Annotated in this window: 16 protein-coding genes; 7 read left to right on the forward strand and 9 right to left on the reverse strand. The window is 38.7% G+C overall.

The window, feature by feature from the left end; all coding sequences use genetic code 11:
* Positions 1 to 13: 13 nt before the first annotated feature.
* Entirely contained in the window at positions 14 to 505 is a 492-nt protein-coding gene (locus FMM05_RS11295) for a DNA-deoxyinosine glycosylase (protein WP_143373489.1), read from the reverse strand.
* A 188-nt stretch (positions 506 to 693) separates the two neighbouring features.
* Here FMM05_RS11295 and FMM05_RS11300 point away from each other — a divergent pair, with 188 nt between their 5' ends.
* From FMM05_RS11300 to FMM05_RS11325, 6 genes are all read left to right on the forward strand, one after another.
* Positions 694 to 1,362 carry a YciE/YciF ferroxidase family protein gene (locus FMM05_RS11300; protein ID WP_143373490.1) on the forward strand — a complete coding sequence of 223 codons (669 nt, stop codon included), beginning with the start codon at positions 694 to 696 and terminating at the stop codon, positions 1,360 to 1,362.
* An 84-nt stretch (positions 1,363 to 1,446) separates the two neighbouring features.
* A complete protein-coding gene (locus tag FMM05_RS11305; protein ID WP_143373491.1) occupies positions 1,447 to 2,103 on the forward strand; it encodes a DUF6766 family protein in 657 nt (218 codons plus the stop codon).
* A gap of 35 nt (positions 2,104 to 2,138) precedes the next feature.
* Positions 2,139 to 3,296, forward strand: coding sequence for a zinc-dependent alcohol dehydrogenase (locus FMM05_RS11310; RefSeq protein ID WP_143373492.1), 1,158 nt, complete (start codon positions 2,139 to 2,141; stop codon positions 3,294 to 3,296).
* A 93-nt stretch (positions 3,297 to 3,389) separates the two neighbouring features.
* Positions 3,390 to 4,175, forward strand: coding sequence for a non-homologous end joining protein Ku (gene ku, locus FMM05_RS11315; RefSeq protein ID WP_143373493.1), 786 nt, complete (start codon positions 3,390 to 3,392; stop codon positions 4,173 to 4,175).
* 5 nt (positions 4,176 to 4,180) lie between these two features.
* Positions 4,181 to 6,865 (forward strand): DNA ligase D, encoded by a 2,685-nt coding sequence (gene ligD / locus FMM05_RS11320; protein ID WP_143373494.1) that lies wholly within the window; start codon positions 4,181 to 4,183, stop codon positions 6,863 to 6,865.
* Positions 6,866 to 6,899: 34 nt separating this feature from the next.
* On the forward strand, positions 6,900 to 8,105 hold the full coding sequence (locus FMM05_RS11325; RefSeq protein ID WP_143373495.1) for a S41 family peptidase: 1,206 nt from the start codon (positions 6,900 to 6,902) through the stop codon (positions 8,103 to 8,105).
* A gap of 45 nt (positions 8,106 to 8,150) precedes the next feature.
* Here FMM05_RS11325 and sucD read toward each other — a convergent pair whose 3' ends face one another.
* The 8 genes from sucD to FMM05_RS11365 form a co-directional block, all read right to left on the reverse strand.
* Positions 8,151 to 9,023, reverse strand: a complete 873-nt coding sequence (gene sucD / locus FMM05_RS11330) for a succinate--CoA ligase subunit alpha (RefSeq protein WP_143373496.1) — start codon at positions 9,021 to 9,023, stop codon at positions 8,151 to 8,153.
* 124 nt (positions 9,024 to 9,147) lie between these two features.
* A complete protein-coding gene (locus FMM05_RS11335; protein WP_143373497.1) occupies positions 9,148 to 9,510 on the reverse strand; it encodes a nuclear transport factor 2 family protein in 363 nt (120 codons plus the stop codon).
* 7 nt (positions 9,511 to 9,517) lie between these two features.
* A complete protein-coding gene (locus FMM05_RS11340; protein WP_143373498.1) occupies positions 9,518 to 10,447 on the reverse strand; it encodes a UDP-3-O-(3-hydroxymyristoyl)glucosamine N-acyltransferase in 930 nt (309 codons plus the stop codon).
* A gap of 103 nt (positions 10,448 to 10,550) precedes the next feature.
* The gene (efp, locus tag FMM05_RS11345) at positions 10,551 to 11,117 is read right to left on the reverse strand and encodes an elongation factor P (RefSeq protein ID WP_143373499.1); all 567 of its coding nucleotides are present in this window, start codon (positions 11,115 to 11,117) and stop codon (positions 10,551 to 10,553) included.
* 61 nt (positions 11,118 to 11,178) lie between these two features.
* Positions 11,179 to 11,961 carry an acyl-ACP--UDP-N-acetylglucosamine O-acyltransferase gene (gene lpxA / locus FMM05_RS11350; protein WP_143373500.1) on the reverse strand — a complete coding sequence of 261 codons (783 nt, stop codon included), beginning with the start codon at positions 11,959 to 11,961 and terminating at the stop codon, positions 11,179 to 11,181.
* A complete protein-coding gene (locus tag FMM05_RS11355; protein ID WP_143373501.1) occupies positions 11,958 to 13,367 on the reverse strand; it encodes a bifunctional UDP-3-O-[3-hydroxymyristoyl] N-acetylglucosamine deacetylase/3-hydroxyacyl-ACP dehydratase in 1,410 nt (469 codons plus the stop codon). Before FMM05_RS11355 ends, lpxA begins: the two co-directional genes overlap by 4 nt.
* A gap of 27 nt (positions 13,368 to 13,394) precedes the next feature.
* Positions 13,395 to 14,414, reverse strand: coding sequence for a UDP-3-O-(3-hydroxymyristoyl)glucosamine N-acyltransferase (lpxD, locus tag FMM05_RS11360; RefSeq protein ID WP_143373502.1), 1,020 nt, complete (start codon positions 14,412 to 14,414; stop codon positions 13,395 to 13,397).
* 23 nt (positions 14,415 to 14,437) lie between these two features.
* A complete protein-coding gene (locus FMM05_RS11365) occupies positions 14,438 to 15,682 on the reverse strand; it encodes an HD domain-containing protein (protein WP_143373503.1) in 1,245 nt (414 codons plus the stop codon).
* 189 nt (positions 15,683 to 15,871) lie between these two features.
* On the opposite strand from FMM05_RS11365, the gene FMM05_RS11370 reads away from it, so the two are divergent.
* A complete protein-coding gene (locus FMM05_RS11370) occupies positions 15,872 to 16,159 on the forward strand; it encodes a hypothetical protein (protein WP_143373504.1) in 288 nt (95 codons plus the stop codon).
* Positions 16,160 to 16,300: the final 141 nt, after the last annotated feature.

Here is a 16,300-nt window from a genome sequence, read left to right on the forward strand (position 1 = left end):
TAACCTATGTGCCTCATTTTAAAACCGGAAGCAGCTTTTGCTGCCATATTTCCAGTTTTTGAGTAAACGTTTTAGTAGCATTGGCCCCACTTGGCGATGGCAGCACATCATATTCTACGTTATTTTTCCTGCCTACATACCTGTCATAATAAGCCGCTGCATTTTTACTGGAAAAGAAAACGTACTTTATTTGTGGATAGGTTTTATAAAAAGCGTCAAAATTATTAGGCACTTCATTTTTAATATTGCTGTCCAGGCTTCCCTCACGCTCACAATACTGCAATACATCCCATAAGGCAATGTGGTTATTTACCAGTAAACTTAACTTATCATTATATACATGGGTTAGCTCTTTATTATAAAGAGTGAACAACAAACGCCAAAACTGGTTACCCCGGTTACCATAGTATTCCTGTACTTGTAATGATTTTTCTCCCGGCATCGTTCCAAGAATCAATATTTTAGAATTATAATTCACAATAGGTTCAAAAGCTTTTTTCATCATTTTATAATTAAAAAACATAATTATATAATTACTTAAACTTATTTTAAGTATTCTATAACACAGCGAGTTAAAGTATTGTTACAACAAATTGTTTTATGATTTTATTAGCAAGGTGTGGCTTAACCATTATCTAACTTTGATTAAGTTCGAGAGGGAAAATACAAACTAATAATCAATACATAAACATTATGGCAACTACCAAAACTACTGCTAAAAGTACAAAAAGTACAGCAGCATCACGAAGTACAGCGGCAAAAACAACTGCGGCTAAATCTACCACTGCAACAAAGGCTACAGCAGCTAAGAGCACAACAACTAACCGCGGCGTTGTAAAAGCAAAATCTACTGCGGCAGAAGGATTAAAAGAACTATTTATAGACAGCCTTAAAGATATTTACTGGGCTGAGAAAGCTTTAGTTAAAGCATTGCCTAAAATGGCTAAAAATGCTACCACCCCTAACCTTATTGAAGGCATAAACAACCATACTGCCGAAACTGAAGAACAAATTGCACGTTTAGAGCAGGTGTTTACCCTTATTGGTAAAAAGGCTGTGGCAAAAAAATGTGAAGCTATGGATGGCCTTTTAAAAGAAGGTACAGATATTATGGAAAGCACTGAGCAGGGCCCGGTACGCGATGCGGGTATCATTGCAGCCTCACAAAAAATTGAGCATTACGAAATTGCTACTTACGGTACACTTTGCGCTTTTGCAAAAACATTAGGTTTAGATGAAGTTGCCGATATTCTTCATACAACACTTGAAGAAGAAAAAAGAGCAGACATTACACTTACAGAAGCCGCTTACAACACCATTAATTTTGATGCTGCTGATGCAGATGATAGTGAGATGGAGTAATACAGCAGCATTGTTGAAAGATGGGGTTTATTTAAACCCCATTTTTTATGGACTAATGTTTTCTTTAACCCAACACGTTTAACCATGAAAGAATTCATTAAAAACAACAGCCTGTCTATAGTATTTATAATTCTGTTTGTTATAACTCTTGCGGCGCAAATAGTGTTTGGGCACCAGGAATATAATAAAGAATTAATAGATAATGGAGGTGCAGCTGTAAACTTGCAGCAATATCTTACATCGGGTCATTTTGTTGAGTCTACTTTTGAGAATTGGGAAAGCGAATTCCTGCAAATGGCTCTTTTTGTAGTGCTTACCATTTTCTTAAAACAAAAAGGATCATCTGAGTCTAAAAAATTTGATGGTACCGATGAAGTTGATGAAAAGCCCAATCCAAACAAAGAGGGTACTCCGTGGCCGGTTAAAAAGGGCGGCTTTATTTTAAAGCTTTACCAAAATTCACTAACCATAGCATTGCTACTATTATTTATTATATCGTTTGTACTTCATTTTTACGGAAGCCTTTCCGACCAAAATGTTGAAAATAAACTTAAAGGTGAAGCTTTAGAAACCACAGCAAATTATATTACCGATTCACGTTTTTGGTTCGAATCATTCCAAAACTGGCAAAGCGAATTCTTATCGGTATTTGCTATAGTAGCTTTATCTATTTATTTAAGGCAACAGGGATCGCCACAATCCAAACCCGTAGATGCCCCGCACGATGAAACCGGCGAATAATTATACATTTTATAAACCAAACTAAATACCATTTTATGAAAGCACTTGTATTTCACAAACCAAAAGACGTAAGGGTAGACACCGTTGATGACCCAATTATCGAAGAGCCAAGGGACGTCATCCTAAAAGTAACATCTACAGCAATATGCGGATCTGACCTGCATATTTATAACGGTTACATTCCGCAGCCGCACAGTATGGTTATGGGCCATGAGTTTATGGGTATTGTAGAAGAAGTAGGTAGCGGCGTAAGCAACCTAAGGGTTGGGGACCGTGTAGTGGTGCCCTTCCCTATCTCATGCGGCACCTGTCACTTTTGCAACATGAGCCTGCCAACACATTGCGAAAATTCAAACCCGGAAATGTACGGACCAGAAGGCGGATTGGCTAAAGGCAAAGGCGGCGCATTGTTTGGCTATACCGATCTTTACGGAGGTTATAGCGGTGGCCAGGCTGAGTACGTTAGAGTGCCTTATGCAGATTACGGTCCGCGTAAAATTTCAGACAACCTTACCGATGACCAGGCCCTGTTTTTAACCGACATTTTCCCTACCGGATGGAGTGCAATAGACTGGGCAGAACTTAAAGGTGGCGAAACTGTAGTGGTATTTGGTTGTGGCCCGGTAGGCATCATGGCAATGAAATCTGCATGGTTGCGTGGTGCCGGAAGGGTAATTGGTGTAGATATATTAGATTACCGTTTAGAAAAAGCAAGGCTTGCCGCTAACGCAGAAACTATTAATGGTAAGGATGTAGATGCGGTAGAAGCAATTAGAGCTATGACGGGCGGCTATGGTGCCGATGTTTGCGTGGATGCTGTGGGTATGGAAGCCGAACATTCGTTTTGGGCAAGTGCAAAAAACCTTATACAAGGCGAAATGGGCACTATGAAAACACTACAACGCTGTTTTGATGCCGTGCGCCGTGGCGGTACGGTAACCGTTGTTGGCGTATACGGTACTCCATTTGATAACTTCCCGTTACACCAGTGGTTTGATAAAGGTATTAAACTTAGGGGCGGCCAGGCGCCGGTGCACAATTACATAGATAACCTTATTAACCTGGTAGAAACCGGCAAGGTAACGCTTGAAGATGTAATAACACATACAGTTGCGTTAAGCGATGCCGCAAAAATGTACGACATCTTTAATAACAAAGAAGATAATTGTGTGAAAGTAGTATTAAAACCTTAGTTTTCAATACATACAATCTCTAACTTTAATAAGCGATAACCATAACGGTTATCGCTTTTGTTGGCTTAATAAAGCCCTAATACAACACAAACTATGAAAGCGATCTGGAAAGGAAGCATAAGCTTTGGGCTGGTAAACATCCCTATAAAGCTATACAGCGGCACACAAACACACAACATTAACCTGGATATGATTCGCCAAAAAGACAAATGCAAAATACAATATGTGCGCGTTTGTAAAAAAGACGGCAAAGAAGTATCATGGGAAGATATTGCTAAAGGCTACCGTAAAGAAAATGGCGATTATATTATAATTGACAAGGATGATTTTAATAAGATATCTCCCGAAAAGACTCAAACAATAGACATTTTTGAGTTTATTAAGGAAGAAGAAATTCCATCTAAATACTTAGAGAAGCCTTATATAGTAGAGCCTTCTAAAGATGCTAAAAAGGTTTATGCATTATTGAGAGAGGCTCTCAAAAAGTCGCAAAAAGTTGGGCTTTGCAAATTTGTAATGCGTACTACGCAGCATCTTGGGATACTTAAGGTTGAAGATGATGCCATACTGCTCATCCAGATTCGCTTTAACGATGAATTACGCGATCCTGAAGAGGCTACGCTCATCCCAACCGATATTAAAATCGCTAAAAAAGAGCTTGATATGGCACTCACCATTATCGACCAGCTTACCGATTCTTTTGACCCCTCTAAATATAAAGACACTTATAAAGACGAACTAATTAAACTCATTAAGAAAAAAGGTGCTGCCAAACCGGGCGAAAAGGTAGAAACCCCTACCCGTTCCCGTAAAAAAACTGCCGCTAAAGACGATTTGTTAGAACAGCTTAAGGCCAGCCTTGCTGCCATTAAAAACTAAGTGTTATGCCTAAATTATCTGAATATAATAAGAAAAGGGATTTTAAAAAAACTGCCGAACCTAAAGGTAAAGTAAAAAAAGGCGGCAAAGAGTTGCATTTTGTAATTCAGAAACATGCGGCCTCCCACCTGCATTTTGATTTCAGGCTGGAGATAGATGGTGTACTTGTTAGCTGGGCTGTACCTAAGGGCCCCAGTGCCGATCCATCCGTTAAGCGCCTTGCAATGCATGTAGAAGATCACCCAATGGATTATATTAATTTTGAAGGCACTATACCCAAAGGCCAGTATGGTGGCGGCACTGTTATGGTTTGGGATACCGGTACATATCTTGCCGAAGGCAGCGATAGTGTTGCTGAAAGCGAAAAACTATTGCGCAAGATGCATGACGAGGGTAATATAAAAGTGGTTATGAGCGGCAAAAAAGTAAACGGCTCTTACCACTTGGTACACATGCACGGCAAAGACCAGGAATGGCTGCTTATGAAAGCAAAAGATGAATATGCCGATAAGAAAGAATTTGATCAAACATCGGTGCTTGCCGGCAGGACGATGGATGATATTGCCGATGATAAAAAATCAGATGTATGGAACAGCAATCGGGATGAAGAAAAGAAGTTAGCGGGTAATAAGGATGCTATTCCTGAAGATGTTGGCACAGATAGCAGCTCTCCTTCCTTTACTGCCGATGATGTGGCCGATGCTAAAAAATTAAAAGAATTTCCTGTTGACTGGCTCCCACAACTCGCAACATTAACCGATGAAGTTTTTGATAATGATGAATGGATTTATGAAACAAAGTATGATGGTTACCGGGCTATAATTCAGGTTAATGGCGGTAAAGTTAACCTTGTGTCGCGCAATGGTATTTCATTTAATAAAAAATACGCCCCTCTGGTACAAGCTTTTGAAGCTGTTACGAATGACGTAGTTTTAGACGGCGAGATTGTGGTAGAAGATGATAAAGGTATGAGCCATTTTCAGTGGCTGCAGTATTTTGCCGAAAATCCAGATCGTGGCAAATTAAAATGTTATGTGTTTGATATACTTTATTTTAATGGGTTCGACCTTACTTCGCTCAATCTTGTTCAACGTAAAAAAATATTAGAGGCATTGTTGCCGCAATCTGATGAGATTATCTATTCAGGACATATTGTTGGCGATGGCAGCAAAGCGCTAAAAAAAGTAGAAAAAGATGGCGGCGAAGGGCTTATTGCTAAAAAGGCAAACTCCAAATACCATATCAATAAGCGTAGTAAGGACTGGCTGAAAATCAAAGTTAGCAAAGAGCAGGAAATGGTTATAGGCGGCTTTACAGACCCGCAGGGTTCAAGAAGCGGTTTTGGGTCGTTATTGCTTGGTTATTACCAGGATGGAGAGTTTATTTACTCCGGTAAAGTGGGCACAGGATTTAACGAAGATTCGTTAACAGACATGCACAAAAAACTACTCAAACTGGAGCAAAAAACATCGCCGTTTAAAACTAAGCCAAAAGAACGTGGTGCTCATTTTGTTAAGCCGGAACTGGTTGCCGAGATTAAATACAGCGAATGGACCGAAACAGGAAGCCTTAGACACCCTGTGTTTATTGCATTACGAACCGATAAAGATCCTAAAGATGTTACACGGGAGCAAGCCATAGCTAAAGATAAATTAGTTAGCAAAGAAAAGATGAAAAAAGTAACTTTAGATACTAAACTCAAAACTTCAGTAAAAAATACAACTGTAAAGGAAGAAACTGTAAAAGGATCAAAACCGAAAGTGAAATCTAAAACAACTGTTTCTAAGTCGGTTTCTAAAAAAGGATGGGATAAAACTAAAGCACCGGTTACCCATCCTGATAAAGTATTCTGGCCTGTTGAGGGCTATACCAAAGGCGACGTAATAAATTATTACGATGAAATGTCGCAGTGGATAATGCCATACATTAAAGACCGCCCACAATCTATGCGAAGGACGCCGAATGGTATTGATAAAGACGGTTTCTTTCAGAAAAACGTTGCCGATTCAGCTCCGGACTGGGCACAGACCGAGAAAATCCATTCTGATTCAACCAAGGAAGATATTGAGTATCTTATTTGTAATGACAAAGAGACCCTTATTTACATGGCAAACCTGGGTTGTATAGAAATTAATCCGTGGAGCAGCCGAGTAGGCAGCCTTGATAATCCCGACTATATTATTTTTGACCTTGATCCTAACAAAGCATCTTTAAAAGACCTGGTTACCACTGCCAATAAAGTAAAAGAAATTTTAGACAGCCTTGGTATTACCGGTTATCTTAAAACATCGGGCGGTAAAGGGCTGCATGTATTTATTCCCATAAAACCTAAATACAGTTATGACCAGAGCCGTGATTTTTCACATATTATAAGCCAGGCTGTTAACAGTGCATTGCCGGATATTACCAGCCTTGAGCGGATGCCCAAAAAACGTATTGGCAAAGTGTACTTAGATTTTTTACAAAATGGCAAAGGTAAAACTATGGCCTGTGCATATTCGCTTCGCCCGCGTGAAGGAGCTACAGCAAGCACTCCATTAGATTGGGAAGAGCTCAACGAAAAAAAATTCGACCTTAAAAATTACAATATTAAAACCCTGCCAAAACGTGTAAAAGAAAAGGGAGACTTGTGGGCCAACTTTTTTAAAGATGCAGTAGATTTAAAAGCTATTTTAGATAAGTTATCCTGATGTAAAGCATTTTTATATATTTGTAAGAAAAGAGATGAATTTCTTACGTTTAGCCCCTATTACCTGCATAATTTTATTTGCTTTAGACTACCAAAATGTACAAGCGCAAAATATCTATAAAGAAGATTTTTTAGAGTTTTGGGAAGACTACAATTCCTACTACGGGTATTTTGATGAAAGCGGTATCGATTGGAATAAAGCCAAAGAAATTTATTTACCTGCAACCGATACCATTAAAAACAATTACGAGTTTACCTGCTTTTTAGAGCGGGTTGTAAACGAATTTCATAACGGGCATGTATCGTTAAATACAAATTACACAACCTCTAACAGGATTATTCCCAGTGGTGCTGATGTGTATGCGGTAAAAAAGGGAAATGCTTATGTAATATCCGATGTCAGGCTAAATTCAATAGCAGAAAAATGCGGGATTAAACCGGGTATGGAAATAAAGCAATTTAATAATAAACCTATTAATGCACAGCTGGAAAAATTCCTGCCAAAGTCGGCTACTGCCTATACTCCGGCAATGTACGATTATGCAATAAATATGCTATTTGCCGGAACTTATGATAAAAAAAGAGAATTTACCGTAAACGAAAACGGTACTTTAAAAACCTATAAGCCAGATGATATTGAAGTTAAAAACTTTGAAGATCTTATCGAATACAAAATCCTTGATGGAAACATTGGCTATATAAAGATCAATAATTCATTAGGTAACAACAGCCTTATTACTGCTTTTGATAAAGCCTTAGATGAATTAATGCAAACCAAAGGCATTGTTTTAGACCTTACCGAAACTCCCGGTGGTGGAAACACTACCGTGGCCCGAGCAATTATGGGAAGGTTTACAGACAAAGAACTCCCTTACCAAAAACACGTAATTAATGAGAAAGAATACGGAACTGTGCGCTCCTGGATAGAATATGTAGTACCCAGAAAAACAACCTACAAAAATAAAGTTGTGGTTATGGTGGGCCACTGGACAGGCAGTATGGGTGAAGGTATGGCTATAGGATTTGATGCCATGAAGAGGGCAAAGATAGCCGGCACAAAAATGGCAGGATTAATAGGCGCTATTTACTCTTTTAATATGAAGAATACTAAAATTGGCTTCCAGATTCCGTATGAGAAAATGTACCACGTTAATGGTACACCACGGGAAGATTATTTACCGCAATATCTTACAAACAACAGTACCGAAACTTTTACCAAAGCGCTAAAACTTATAAAATGATAAAAGCCCCAATTTGGGGCTTTTATATATATGATAATTAAAGGATTAACCTAAAATTTCTTTAACTTTTAATCCAATTTCAGCAGGAGAGTCTACAACGTGTATACCGTTCTCCCTCATGATGCGTTTTTTAGCTTCGGCTGTATCATCAGACCCGCCAACAATTGCACCGGCATGGCCCATTGTACGGCCTTTAGGAGCAGTTTCACCAGCTATAAAGCCAACAACCGGTTTCCTGTTTCCATCAGCTTTAACCCATGTGGCAGCATCAGCTTCAAGCTGGCCACCAATTTCACCAATCATTATAATGATTTCAGTTTCAGGGTCATTCATAAGTAATTCAACAGCCTCTTTAGTAGTAGTACCAATAATTGGGTCGCCACCAATACCTATAGCTGTAGTAATACCTAAACCTTGTTTAACAACCTGGTCTGCCGCTTCATAAGTAAGAGTACCTGATTTAGAAACAATACCTACAGTACCTTTTTTAAACACAAAGCCTGGCATGATACCAACTTTAGCCTCTCCCGGAGTAATAACACCCGGGCAGTTAGGGCCTATAAGGCGGCAATCTTTATCTTTAATATAATCAAAAGCTTTAATCATATCTGCAACAGGAATACCTTCTGTAATTGTAATAATTACTTTAATACCTGCTTCGGCAGCTTCCATAATTGCATCAGCAGCAAATGCAGGCGGAACGAATATAATAGTAGTATCTGCACCGGCAATTTCTACTGCATCTTTTACAGTGTTAAAAACAGGGCGGTCTAAGTGCGTAGTACCACCTTTACCAGGGGTAACACCACCAACAACATTAGTACCATATTCAATCATTTGGGTAGCGTGAAAAGTACCTTCACTGCCTGTAAAACCCTGTACAATTATTTTGGAATCTTTATTAACTAAAACACTCATGATATATATTTTATTAATTTTAGTATTAGCGGTACAAAAATAGGTTTTTAACCAATACCTATAAAGGTTTTTTTATTATTTGTATATCAATTTTGCAGAATTCTCTACCTTATCTTTAAATTTACTAACCGGGATGGCTCATTAAATGCGCTTTAAATAATTTGTCATGTTTAACTTCCCAAATTACCATAAAATGACCCAGTATCATATCTTCCTGAGGGTTTTCTATAGTCGTAACATGATGTGTATAACGCACAGAAACAATATTGCCCTCTGATATTATTTGTTTTATATGAACGTATGATGTTACGTACGATTTTGCAAGTTCCCCGGCAAGGGCAAGTATATCATCTCTGTCAGCCTCAAAATAGCCTTTTGTACTGTACCATTCCAGGTTAAAATCTTTATGGATGTATGTTGCCATAATTTGAGGATTATGCAAAGCACCCGATCTGTAATATTCCTGTACAATCTCTTTTGCTGCCATATCTAATTTATTTTATTCTTTCTAAAATTTCAGGTATGCGCTTAACATTAGCCATTTGTTTTAATTTTTCGCGTGCTTCTTCGGCAGGGCTGCCAAAATATGCTTTACCGCCCTCTAATGATTTAGATACACCTGCCTGTGCTTGTATAACCGCTTTATAACCAATGGTTATAGCACTGGTTACACCCACCTGTCCCCACATAGTAACTTCATCTTCAACAATAACACAACCTGCAATACCGGTTTGCGATGCAATTAAGCATTTTTTACCAATAACAGTGTCATGCCCAATGTGTACCTGGTTATCAATTTTAGTTCCTTCACCAATAGTGGTATCGCCTGTAACGCCTTTGTCTATAGTACAAAGCGCTCCTATACCTACATTATCCTGAATTACAACACGGCCACCTGATAACAGCTGATCAAAGCCTTCAGCGCGTTTTTTATAGTAAAAAGCGTCGCCGCCAAGTACTGTACCGGCATGTATAATTACATTATCGCCAATAATTGTATTGTCGTAAATAGCTACATTAGAATGTATAAGGCAATTTTTACCAATGGTAACGTTATTACCTACAAAGGTATTGGGTTGAATAACAGTACCCTCACCTATTTTAGCTGTTGGCGCAATTGAGACATTAGACTGTTGAAATGGCCTGAAATGGCGTGTAAGTGTATTAAAATCCCTGAATGGATCATCAGATATTAAAAGCGCTTTACCCTCAGGGCAATCTACTTTTTTATTGATAAGTATTACTGTGGCGGCCGATTGTAAAGCCTTGTCGTAATATTTTGGGTGGTCTACAAAAACAATATCGCCGGGTTCTACCACATGTATTTCGTTCATGCCGTATACCGGATAATTATCATCTCCTACATACTCGCTGGCAATAATGGCTGCGATTTCCTTTAAAGGATAAACATTTGGGAATTTCATTCTTTATAAAGTATAAGCTAACTTACTATATTTTTTTTGATACTGCCTGATTTCCTTTACGGAAATGCTATAAATAACAAAGTCGGCTTTCGCCGACTTTCAATTATTGTTTTACACGCTCAAGGTAAGAACCTGTAGCAGTGTCAATTTTAATTTTATCACCTTCGTTAATAAACAAAGGTACGTTTATAGAAGCTCCTGTTTCTAATTTAGCAGGCTTGGTAGCATTTGTAGCAGTGTTACCTTTAACACCCGGCTCAGCATAAGTAACTTCAAGAACAACTGAAGCAGGCATATCTACAGATAGAGGTGCTTCGGTTTCAGCATTGATGATTACCATTACATTCTCACCTTCTTTCAGTAGATCCGGTGCATCAAGAATGTCTTTGTGTAATGAAATTTGCTCATACGTTTCGGCGTGCATAAAGTGGTATTGGTCGCCTTCAGGATACAAGAACTGGAATTTGTGTGTTTCTACCCTTACGTCGTCGATTTTGTGGCCTGCAGAAAAAGTATTATCCAATACTTTACCATTAGTAAGGCTTTTAAGTTTTGTTCTTACGAAAGCCGGGCCTTTACCTGGTTTAACATGAAGAAACTCGATTATTTTGTATATGTCATGGTTAAATTTAATGCATAACCCGTTCCTGATATCTGATGTACTTGCCATTATAAGTATGTTTGAAAATTCTAATTTATTTGTTTATGTATCGTATTGCAGCAGCAGGCTATTAATAGCCTGTATAACCTTTCATTATACCTCTTGATGAATTTCTTATGAAAAGTATGATCTCATCACGCTCTGGAGTTGCCTCCATTTCGGCTTCTATAAGGCTAAGCGCTTGGGTAGTATTATAGTTTTTTTGGTATAAGATCCTGTAAATGTCCTGTATCTCCCTGATTTTTTCTGATGTAAAACCACGCCTTCTTAAGCCGATAGAGTTGATACCAACATAAGATAATGGCTCTTTAGCGGCTTTAGTAAATGGCGGTACATCTTTACGTACCAGTGACCCTCCGGATATCATGGCATGGTCGCCTATGCTAATAAACTGGTGTATGGCTGCAAGCCCACCAATAATAGCATAGTTACCTATAGTTACGTGGCCTGCAAGGGCGACACCATTAACTATTATGGCATTATCGCCAATATGGCAATCGTGTGCAATGTGTGCAGTAGCCATGATAAGACAGTTTTTACCTATTTTGGTAACACCCGATGCCACTGTACCTCTGTTTATTGTAACCGACTCACGTACAGTTGTATTATCCCCTATTATTGCAAGTGAATCTTCACCTCCAAATTTAAGGTCCTGTGGTACAGCAGATATTACTGCGCCGGGAAATATATTGCAATTTTTGCCAATCCTGGCGCCTTCCATAATAGTAACGTTAGACCCTATCCAGGTTCCCTCACCTATCTCCACATTGTTGTGGATGGTGGTAAAAGGCTCAATAACCACATTTTTGGCTATTTTAGCGCCTGGATGTACATATGCTAAGGGTTGGTTCATACTGTAGTAGTGTTTTGTTGTGGGTTTCTGGCTATTTGCGCCATAAGTTCGGCTTCGGCAACCAGTTTACCGTTAGCATAAGCTCCTGCATGCATATGGCAAATACCCCTGCGTATAGGCGATATAAGGTTACAATTGAATACAAGTGTATCGCCGGGAAGTACTTTATGCTTAAACTTAACGTTATCTATTTTCATAAAATACGTAAGGTAATTTTCAGGATCCGGTACAGTGCTTAAAATCAATATACCCCCTGTTTGCGCCATAGCTTCTACTATAAGTACGCCCGGCATAACCGGTGCACCAGGAAAGTGGCCTATAAAAAAGCTCTCGTTCATGGTAACGTTTTTAAGCCCTACCACGTGATTTTCGCTCATTTCTAATATCTTATCTACTAATAAGAACGGCGGCCTGTGAGGCAGCATGGCCATAATTTTATGGATGTCCATCAACGGTTCCTTATGCAGGTCATACACCGGCACCTGGTTGCGCTGTTCTGCCTTAATAATTTTAGACATCTTTTTAGCAAACTGAGTGTTTACAAAATGTCCCGGCTTATTTGCTATTACTTTACCTCTAATACGGGTACCAATAAGGGCAAGGTCGCCTATAACATCCAGTAATTTATGTCTTGCAGCCTCATTAGGGTAATGCAGTGTAAGGTTATCTAAAATGCCGTTTGGCTTAACAGTAATACTGTCTTTGCCGAAAGCAACTTTAAGGCTCTCCATAGTTTCGGGAGAAATTTCCTTATCTACATAAACGATAGCGTTGTTAAGGTCACCGCCTTTAATAAGGCCGTTTTGTAGTAAAGCTTCAAGCTCGTGTAAAAAACTAAACGTGCGCGAATCGGCAATTTCAGCTTTGAAATCCCTAATATTTTTTAAAGTAGCATTTTGTGTACCAAGCACTTTAGTACCAAAGTCTACCATAGTAGTAACCTGGTAATCATCAGCCGGCATAAGTATTATCTCGCTGCCGGTTGCCTCATCAATATATGAGATAACCTCTTTAACAACATACACTTTACGTTCGGCATCCTGCTCTTCTACTCCAACCTTTTCAATAGCCTCCACAAAATATTTAGAAGATCCATCCATTATAGGAGGTTCAGATGCATCCAGCTCAATAATAACATTATCAACATCACAGCCTACAAATGCAGCAAGCACATGTTCTGATGTTTGTATCTTAACACCTTTTTTTTCAAGGTTTGTACCTCGTTGTGTATTAATTACATAATTAGCATCTGCTTCTACAACAGGCTGGCCTTCAAGGTCTACCCTTACAAAAGTGTATCCGTTGTTTACAGGTGCGGGCTTAAAAGTCATTGTAACCTCTTTTCCTGTGTGCAGGCCCACTCCCTTTAATGAAATCTCACTCCTGATTGTGGTTTGTTTAACCATTATATGATTTTTTAATTTACTTCTTTGTTACGATTTAACTTTTTTAAGATCCTCTAAATCAGCTACTATTTTAGGCAAGTTTCTAAAATGAACATACGATTTACTAAAATCACCGTATGCCATTGATGGCGAACCCTGTATAATATCTCCATCCGGAATGTTCTTTGCAACCCCAGATTGCGCCTGTATCCTTACATTATTACCTATAGTAATATGGCCCACAATGCCTACCTGGCCGCCAATAATACAATTGCTGCCTATCTTTGTAGATCCCGCCACACCGGTTTGCGATGCTATAACGGTATTCTCACCAATTACTACATTGTGTGCAATTTGTATCTGGTTATCAAGCTTAACACCCTTTTTAATAACTGTAGATCCCATTGTAGCCCTGTCTATAGTTGTACACGAACCTACATCAACATTATCTTCTATTACAACATTACCTATTTGCGGTACTTTGCTGTAAATGCCCTCTTCATTAGGCGCAAAGCCAAATCCATCAGACCCTATAATAGAACCCGAATGTAAGGTGCAGCCACTTCCTATCTCAGTTTCAGAGTAAACTCTTACGCCGGCAAAAAGAATGGTATTATCGCCAATGGTAACATTATCGCCTACAAAAGTGTTAGGATATATTTTTACATTATTACCTATTTTTACATTTTTGCCTACATAGCAAAAACTGCCCAGGTAAAGGTTATCGCCATATGTAACCCCTTCTGATAATACCGAAGGCTGCTCTATGCCTGATTTCATTAATTTAACCTCGTTATAGTATTCTAAAAGTTTAGAGAATGCCTTATAAGCATCGTCAACTTTAATAAGTGTAGTAAAAATATCGTTCTCCGGCTCAAAAGTACGGTTAACAATAGTAATAGATGCCTGAGTGGTGTATATGTAAGACTGGTACTTTGGGTTAGCCAAAAAAGTAATGGCTCCCTCTGTCCCCTCCTCTATTTTAGATAGCTTATGTACTTCGGCCTGTGGGTTGCCCACAATGTCGCCCTCCAGTATACCTGCTATTTGTTCTGCTGTAAATTTCATCCCGACAAAAATATAAAATTAAATTAAAACGCAGCTTTTTCCAAAAGCACTTTTGGAAAACATAGGTAATACTTAGTTACCGGTTTAGATAACGCCTTTAAATTCAACTGGTCTGATGCCTCAACTACATCTTCAATAGTACGGTCTTTACGTAATATATGTATGGGTTCGCCTGTTTTATTGTAGGCTTGGTTTTTAATTTTGCCCTTAAACACAAAATATTCAGCTTCTTTTTCCGTTAACGCATACTTTTCCATCACATCTTTTTTCAGCAACAATACCTCTTCTTTAGATACTTTGTCGCTTTGCATCCTTATTTTTGGCAGGTCTCGGTTAATGATCATCTTACTCAGTTCGCTCAACACAAAATCATCATTAAACTGCCATGCCTTAATGGCGCTTATGATATCAAAATCATCAAGGTACGAAAATTTAGTGAGCACCTCGCCGTTAAAATCTTCCAGCGATATTTTATTTTGGAGGAAAAACTGCAAAGGATCACTTGCAGTTAAAACCACCCCGTTATGAGCCAGCTCTTTAGCACGTTTTAATATTTTGGTGAGTATAAGTTCGGCTGCTACACTGGTTTTATGCAAATATGCCTGCCAGTACATTAGCCTGCGTGCCACAAGGAATTTCTCTACAGAGTAAATACCTTTCTCTTCAATAACCAGCATATCATCCTGAACGTTAAACATTTGAATCAACCGTTCAGAATTAATATTACCCTCTGCAACACCACTGTAAAAACTGTCACGCTTAAGGTAGTCCATACGGTCCATATCAAGCTGGCTCGATATAAGCTGCAGCATGAACTTGCGGTGGTATTCGCCTTTAAATATTTGTATGGCAAGGGTTAGTTTGCCTTCAAAAATTGCATTAAGGCTATCCATAAACAAAAGCGATATAGCTTCATGGTTTACATTTTCTACAATGCTATGCTCCATAGCGTGTGAGAATGGTCCGTGCCCAATATCATGCAACAATATGGCGATAGACAAGGCGTTTTCTTCTTCGTCACTAATATCAGTGCCTTTAAAACGCAATACACCTATAGTTTTTTGCATAATATGCATACAGCCCAAAGCATGATGAAAACGTGTATGGTGGGCTCCCGGGTATACAAGATACGACATACCCATTTGAGAAATTCGCCTAAGCCTCTGGAAGTAAGGATGCTGGATAAGGTCGTACACCAGCGGGTTTGTTATAGATATAAACCCGTAAATAGGGTCGTTTAATATTTTAAGCTTGTTTATTTGGCTCACAGTAACGCAAATTTTTAACAAATATACTAAAAGCAGGGCGCATACAGTACACTTAAAACACTTTAACGGTTGTTGTAAGGGTTTTAACTAAAATTAATAGTTAGCGTTAAACATAGGTTAATCATATAGTTACGTGCAATTTTATAGCTAAATAGTGTTTAATTTTATAACTGTAAAACTGCACCTACCATGAAAAACCTGTACGCATCGGTTATAGCCTTTTTTGCTTTTACTGCAATGTTGTTTGCACAGCAAACTCAGGAAAAACAAGACCAGTTACAACCCACCGTAACAGAGCAGCAGGTAGAACGCGATGCACAGGCTGCAAAGCTTGCCAGGCAGCAAAAGATTCTTGATAAAGAAAAAGCAATGAGGGAGCAGGCGGAAAAGCAAAAGAATGAAGATAATAAACGTGTAACAACCGGTTCAATTAATACTGTTACTAAGAAAGCTTCAACCAAGCCTGGAAAACAATAATAACGTTATTTTTTGTTACTTAGGTTATTGAAGGAGAAGGCTTGCAAATATTTTGCAGGCCTTTTTTGATTGTAGTTAATATTGCTTAATAACTTTCCTTGCCATATTTCGAGCAGGCCATATCTCAATTTCATAGTAATC

It is taken from the genome of Flavobacterium zepuense, assembly GCF_007097145.1.
Classification (GTDB): domain Bacteria; phylum Bacteroidota; class Bacteroidia; order Flavobacteriales; family Flavobacteriaceae; genus Flavobacterium; species Flavobacterium zepuense.

Coding starts and splice junctions, on each gene's coding strand:
- FMM05_RS11295 (WP_143373489.1), bottom strand. CDS start 505: ATGATGAAAAAAGCTTTTGAACCTATTGTGAATTATAATTCTAAAATA.
- FMM05_RS11300 (WP_143373490.1), top strand. CDS start 694: ATGGCAACTACCAAAACTACTGCTAAAAGTACAAAAAGTACAGCAGCA.
- FMM05_RS11305 (WP_143373491.1), top strand. CDS start 1,447: ATGAAAGAATTCATTAAAAACAACAGCCTGTCTATAGTATTTATAATT.
- FMM05_RS11310 (WP_143373492.1), top strand. CDS start 2,139: ATGAAAGCACTTGTATTTCACAAACCAAAAGACGTAAGGGTAGACACC.
- ku (WP_143373493.1), top strand. CDS start 3,390: ATGAAAGCGATCTGGAAAGGAAGCATAAGCTTTGGGCTGGTAAACATC.
- ligD (WP_143373494.1), top strand. CDS start 4,181: ATGCCTAAATTATCTGAATATAATAAGAAAAGGGATTTTAAAAAAACT.
- FMM05_RS11325 (WP_143373495.1), top strand. CDS start 6,900: ATGAATTTCTTACGTTTAGCCCCTATTACCTGCATAATTTTATTTGCT.
- sucD (WP_143373496.1), bottom strand. CDS start 9,023: ATGAGTGTTTTAGTTAATAAAGATTCCAAAATAATTGTACAGGGTTTT.
- FMM05_RS11335 (WP_143373497.1), bottom strand. CDS start 9,510: ATGGCAGCAAAAGAGATTGTACAGGAATATTACAGATCGGGTGCTTTG.
- FMM05_RS11340 (WP_143373498.1), bottom strand. CDS start 10,447: ATGAAATTCCCAAATGTTTATCCTTTAAAGGAAATCGCAGCCATTATT.
- efp (WP_143373499.1), bottom strand. CDS start 11,117: ATGGCAAGTACATCAGATATCAGGAACGGGTTATGCATTAAATTTAAC.
- lpxA (WP_143373500.1), bottom strand. CDS start 11,961: ATGAACCAACCCTTAGCATATGTACATCCAGGCGCTAAAATAGCCAAA.
- FMM05_RS11355 (WP_143373501.1), bottom strand. CDS start 13,367: ATGGTTAAACAAACCACAATCAGGAGTGAGATTTCATTAAAGGGAGTG.
- lpxD (WP_143373502.1), bottom strand. CDS start 14,414: ATGAAATTTACAGCAGAACAAATAGCAGGTATACTGGAGGGCGACATT.
- FMM05_RS11370 (WP_143373504.1), top strand. CDS start 15,872: ATGAAAAACCTGTACGCATCGGTTATAGCCTTTTTTGCTTTTACTGCA.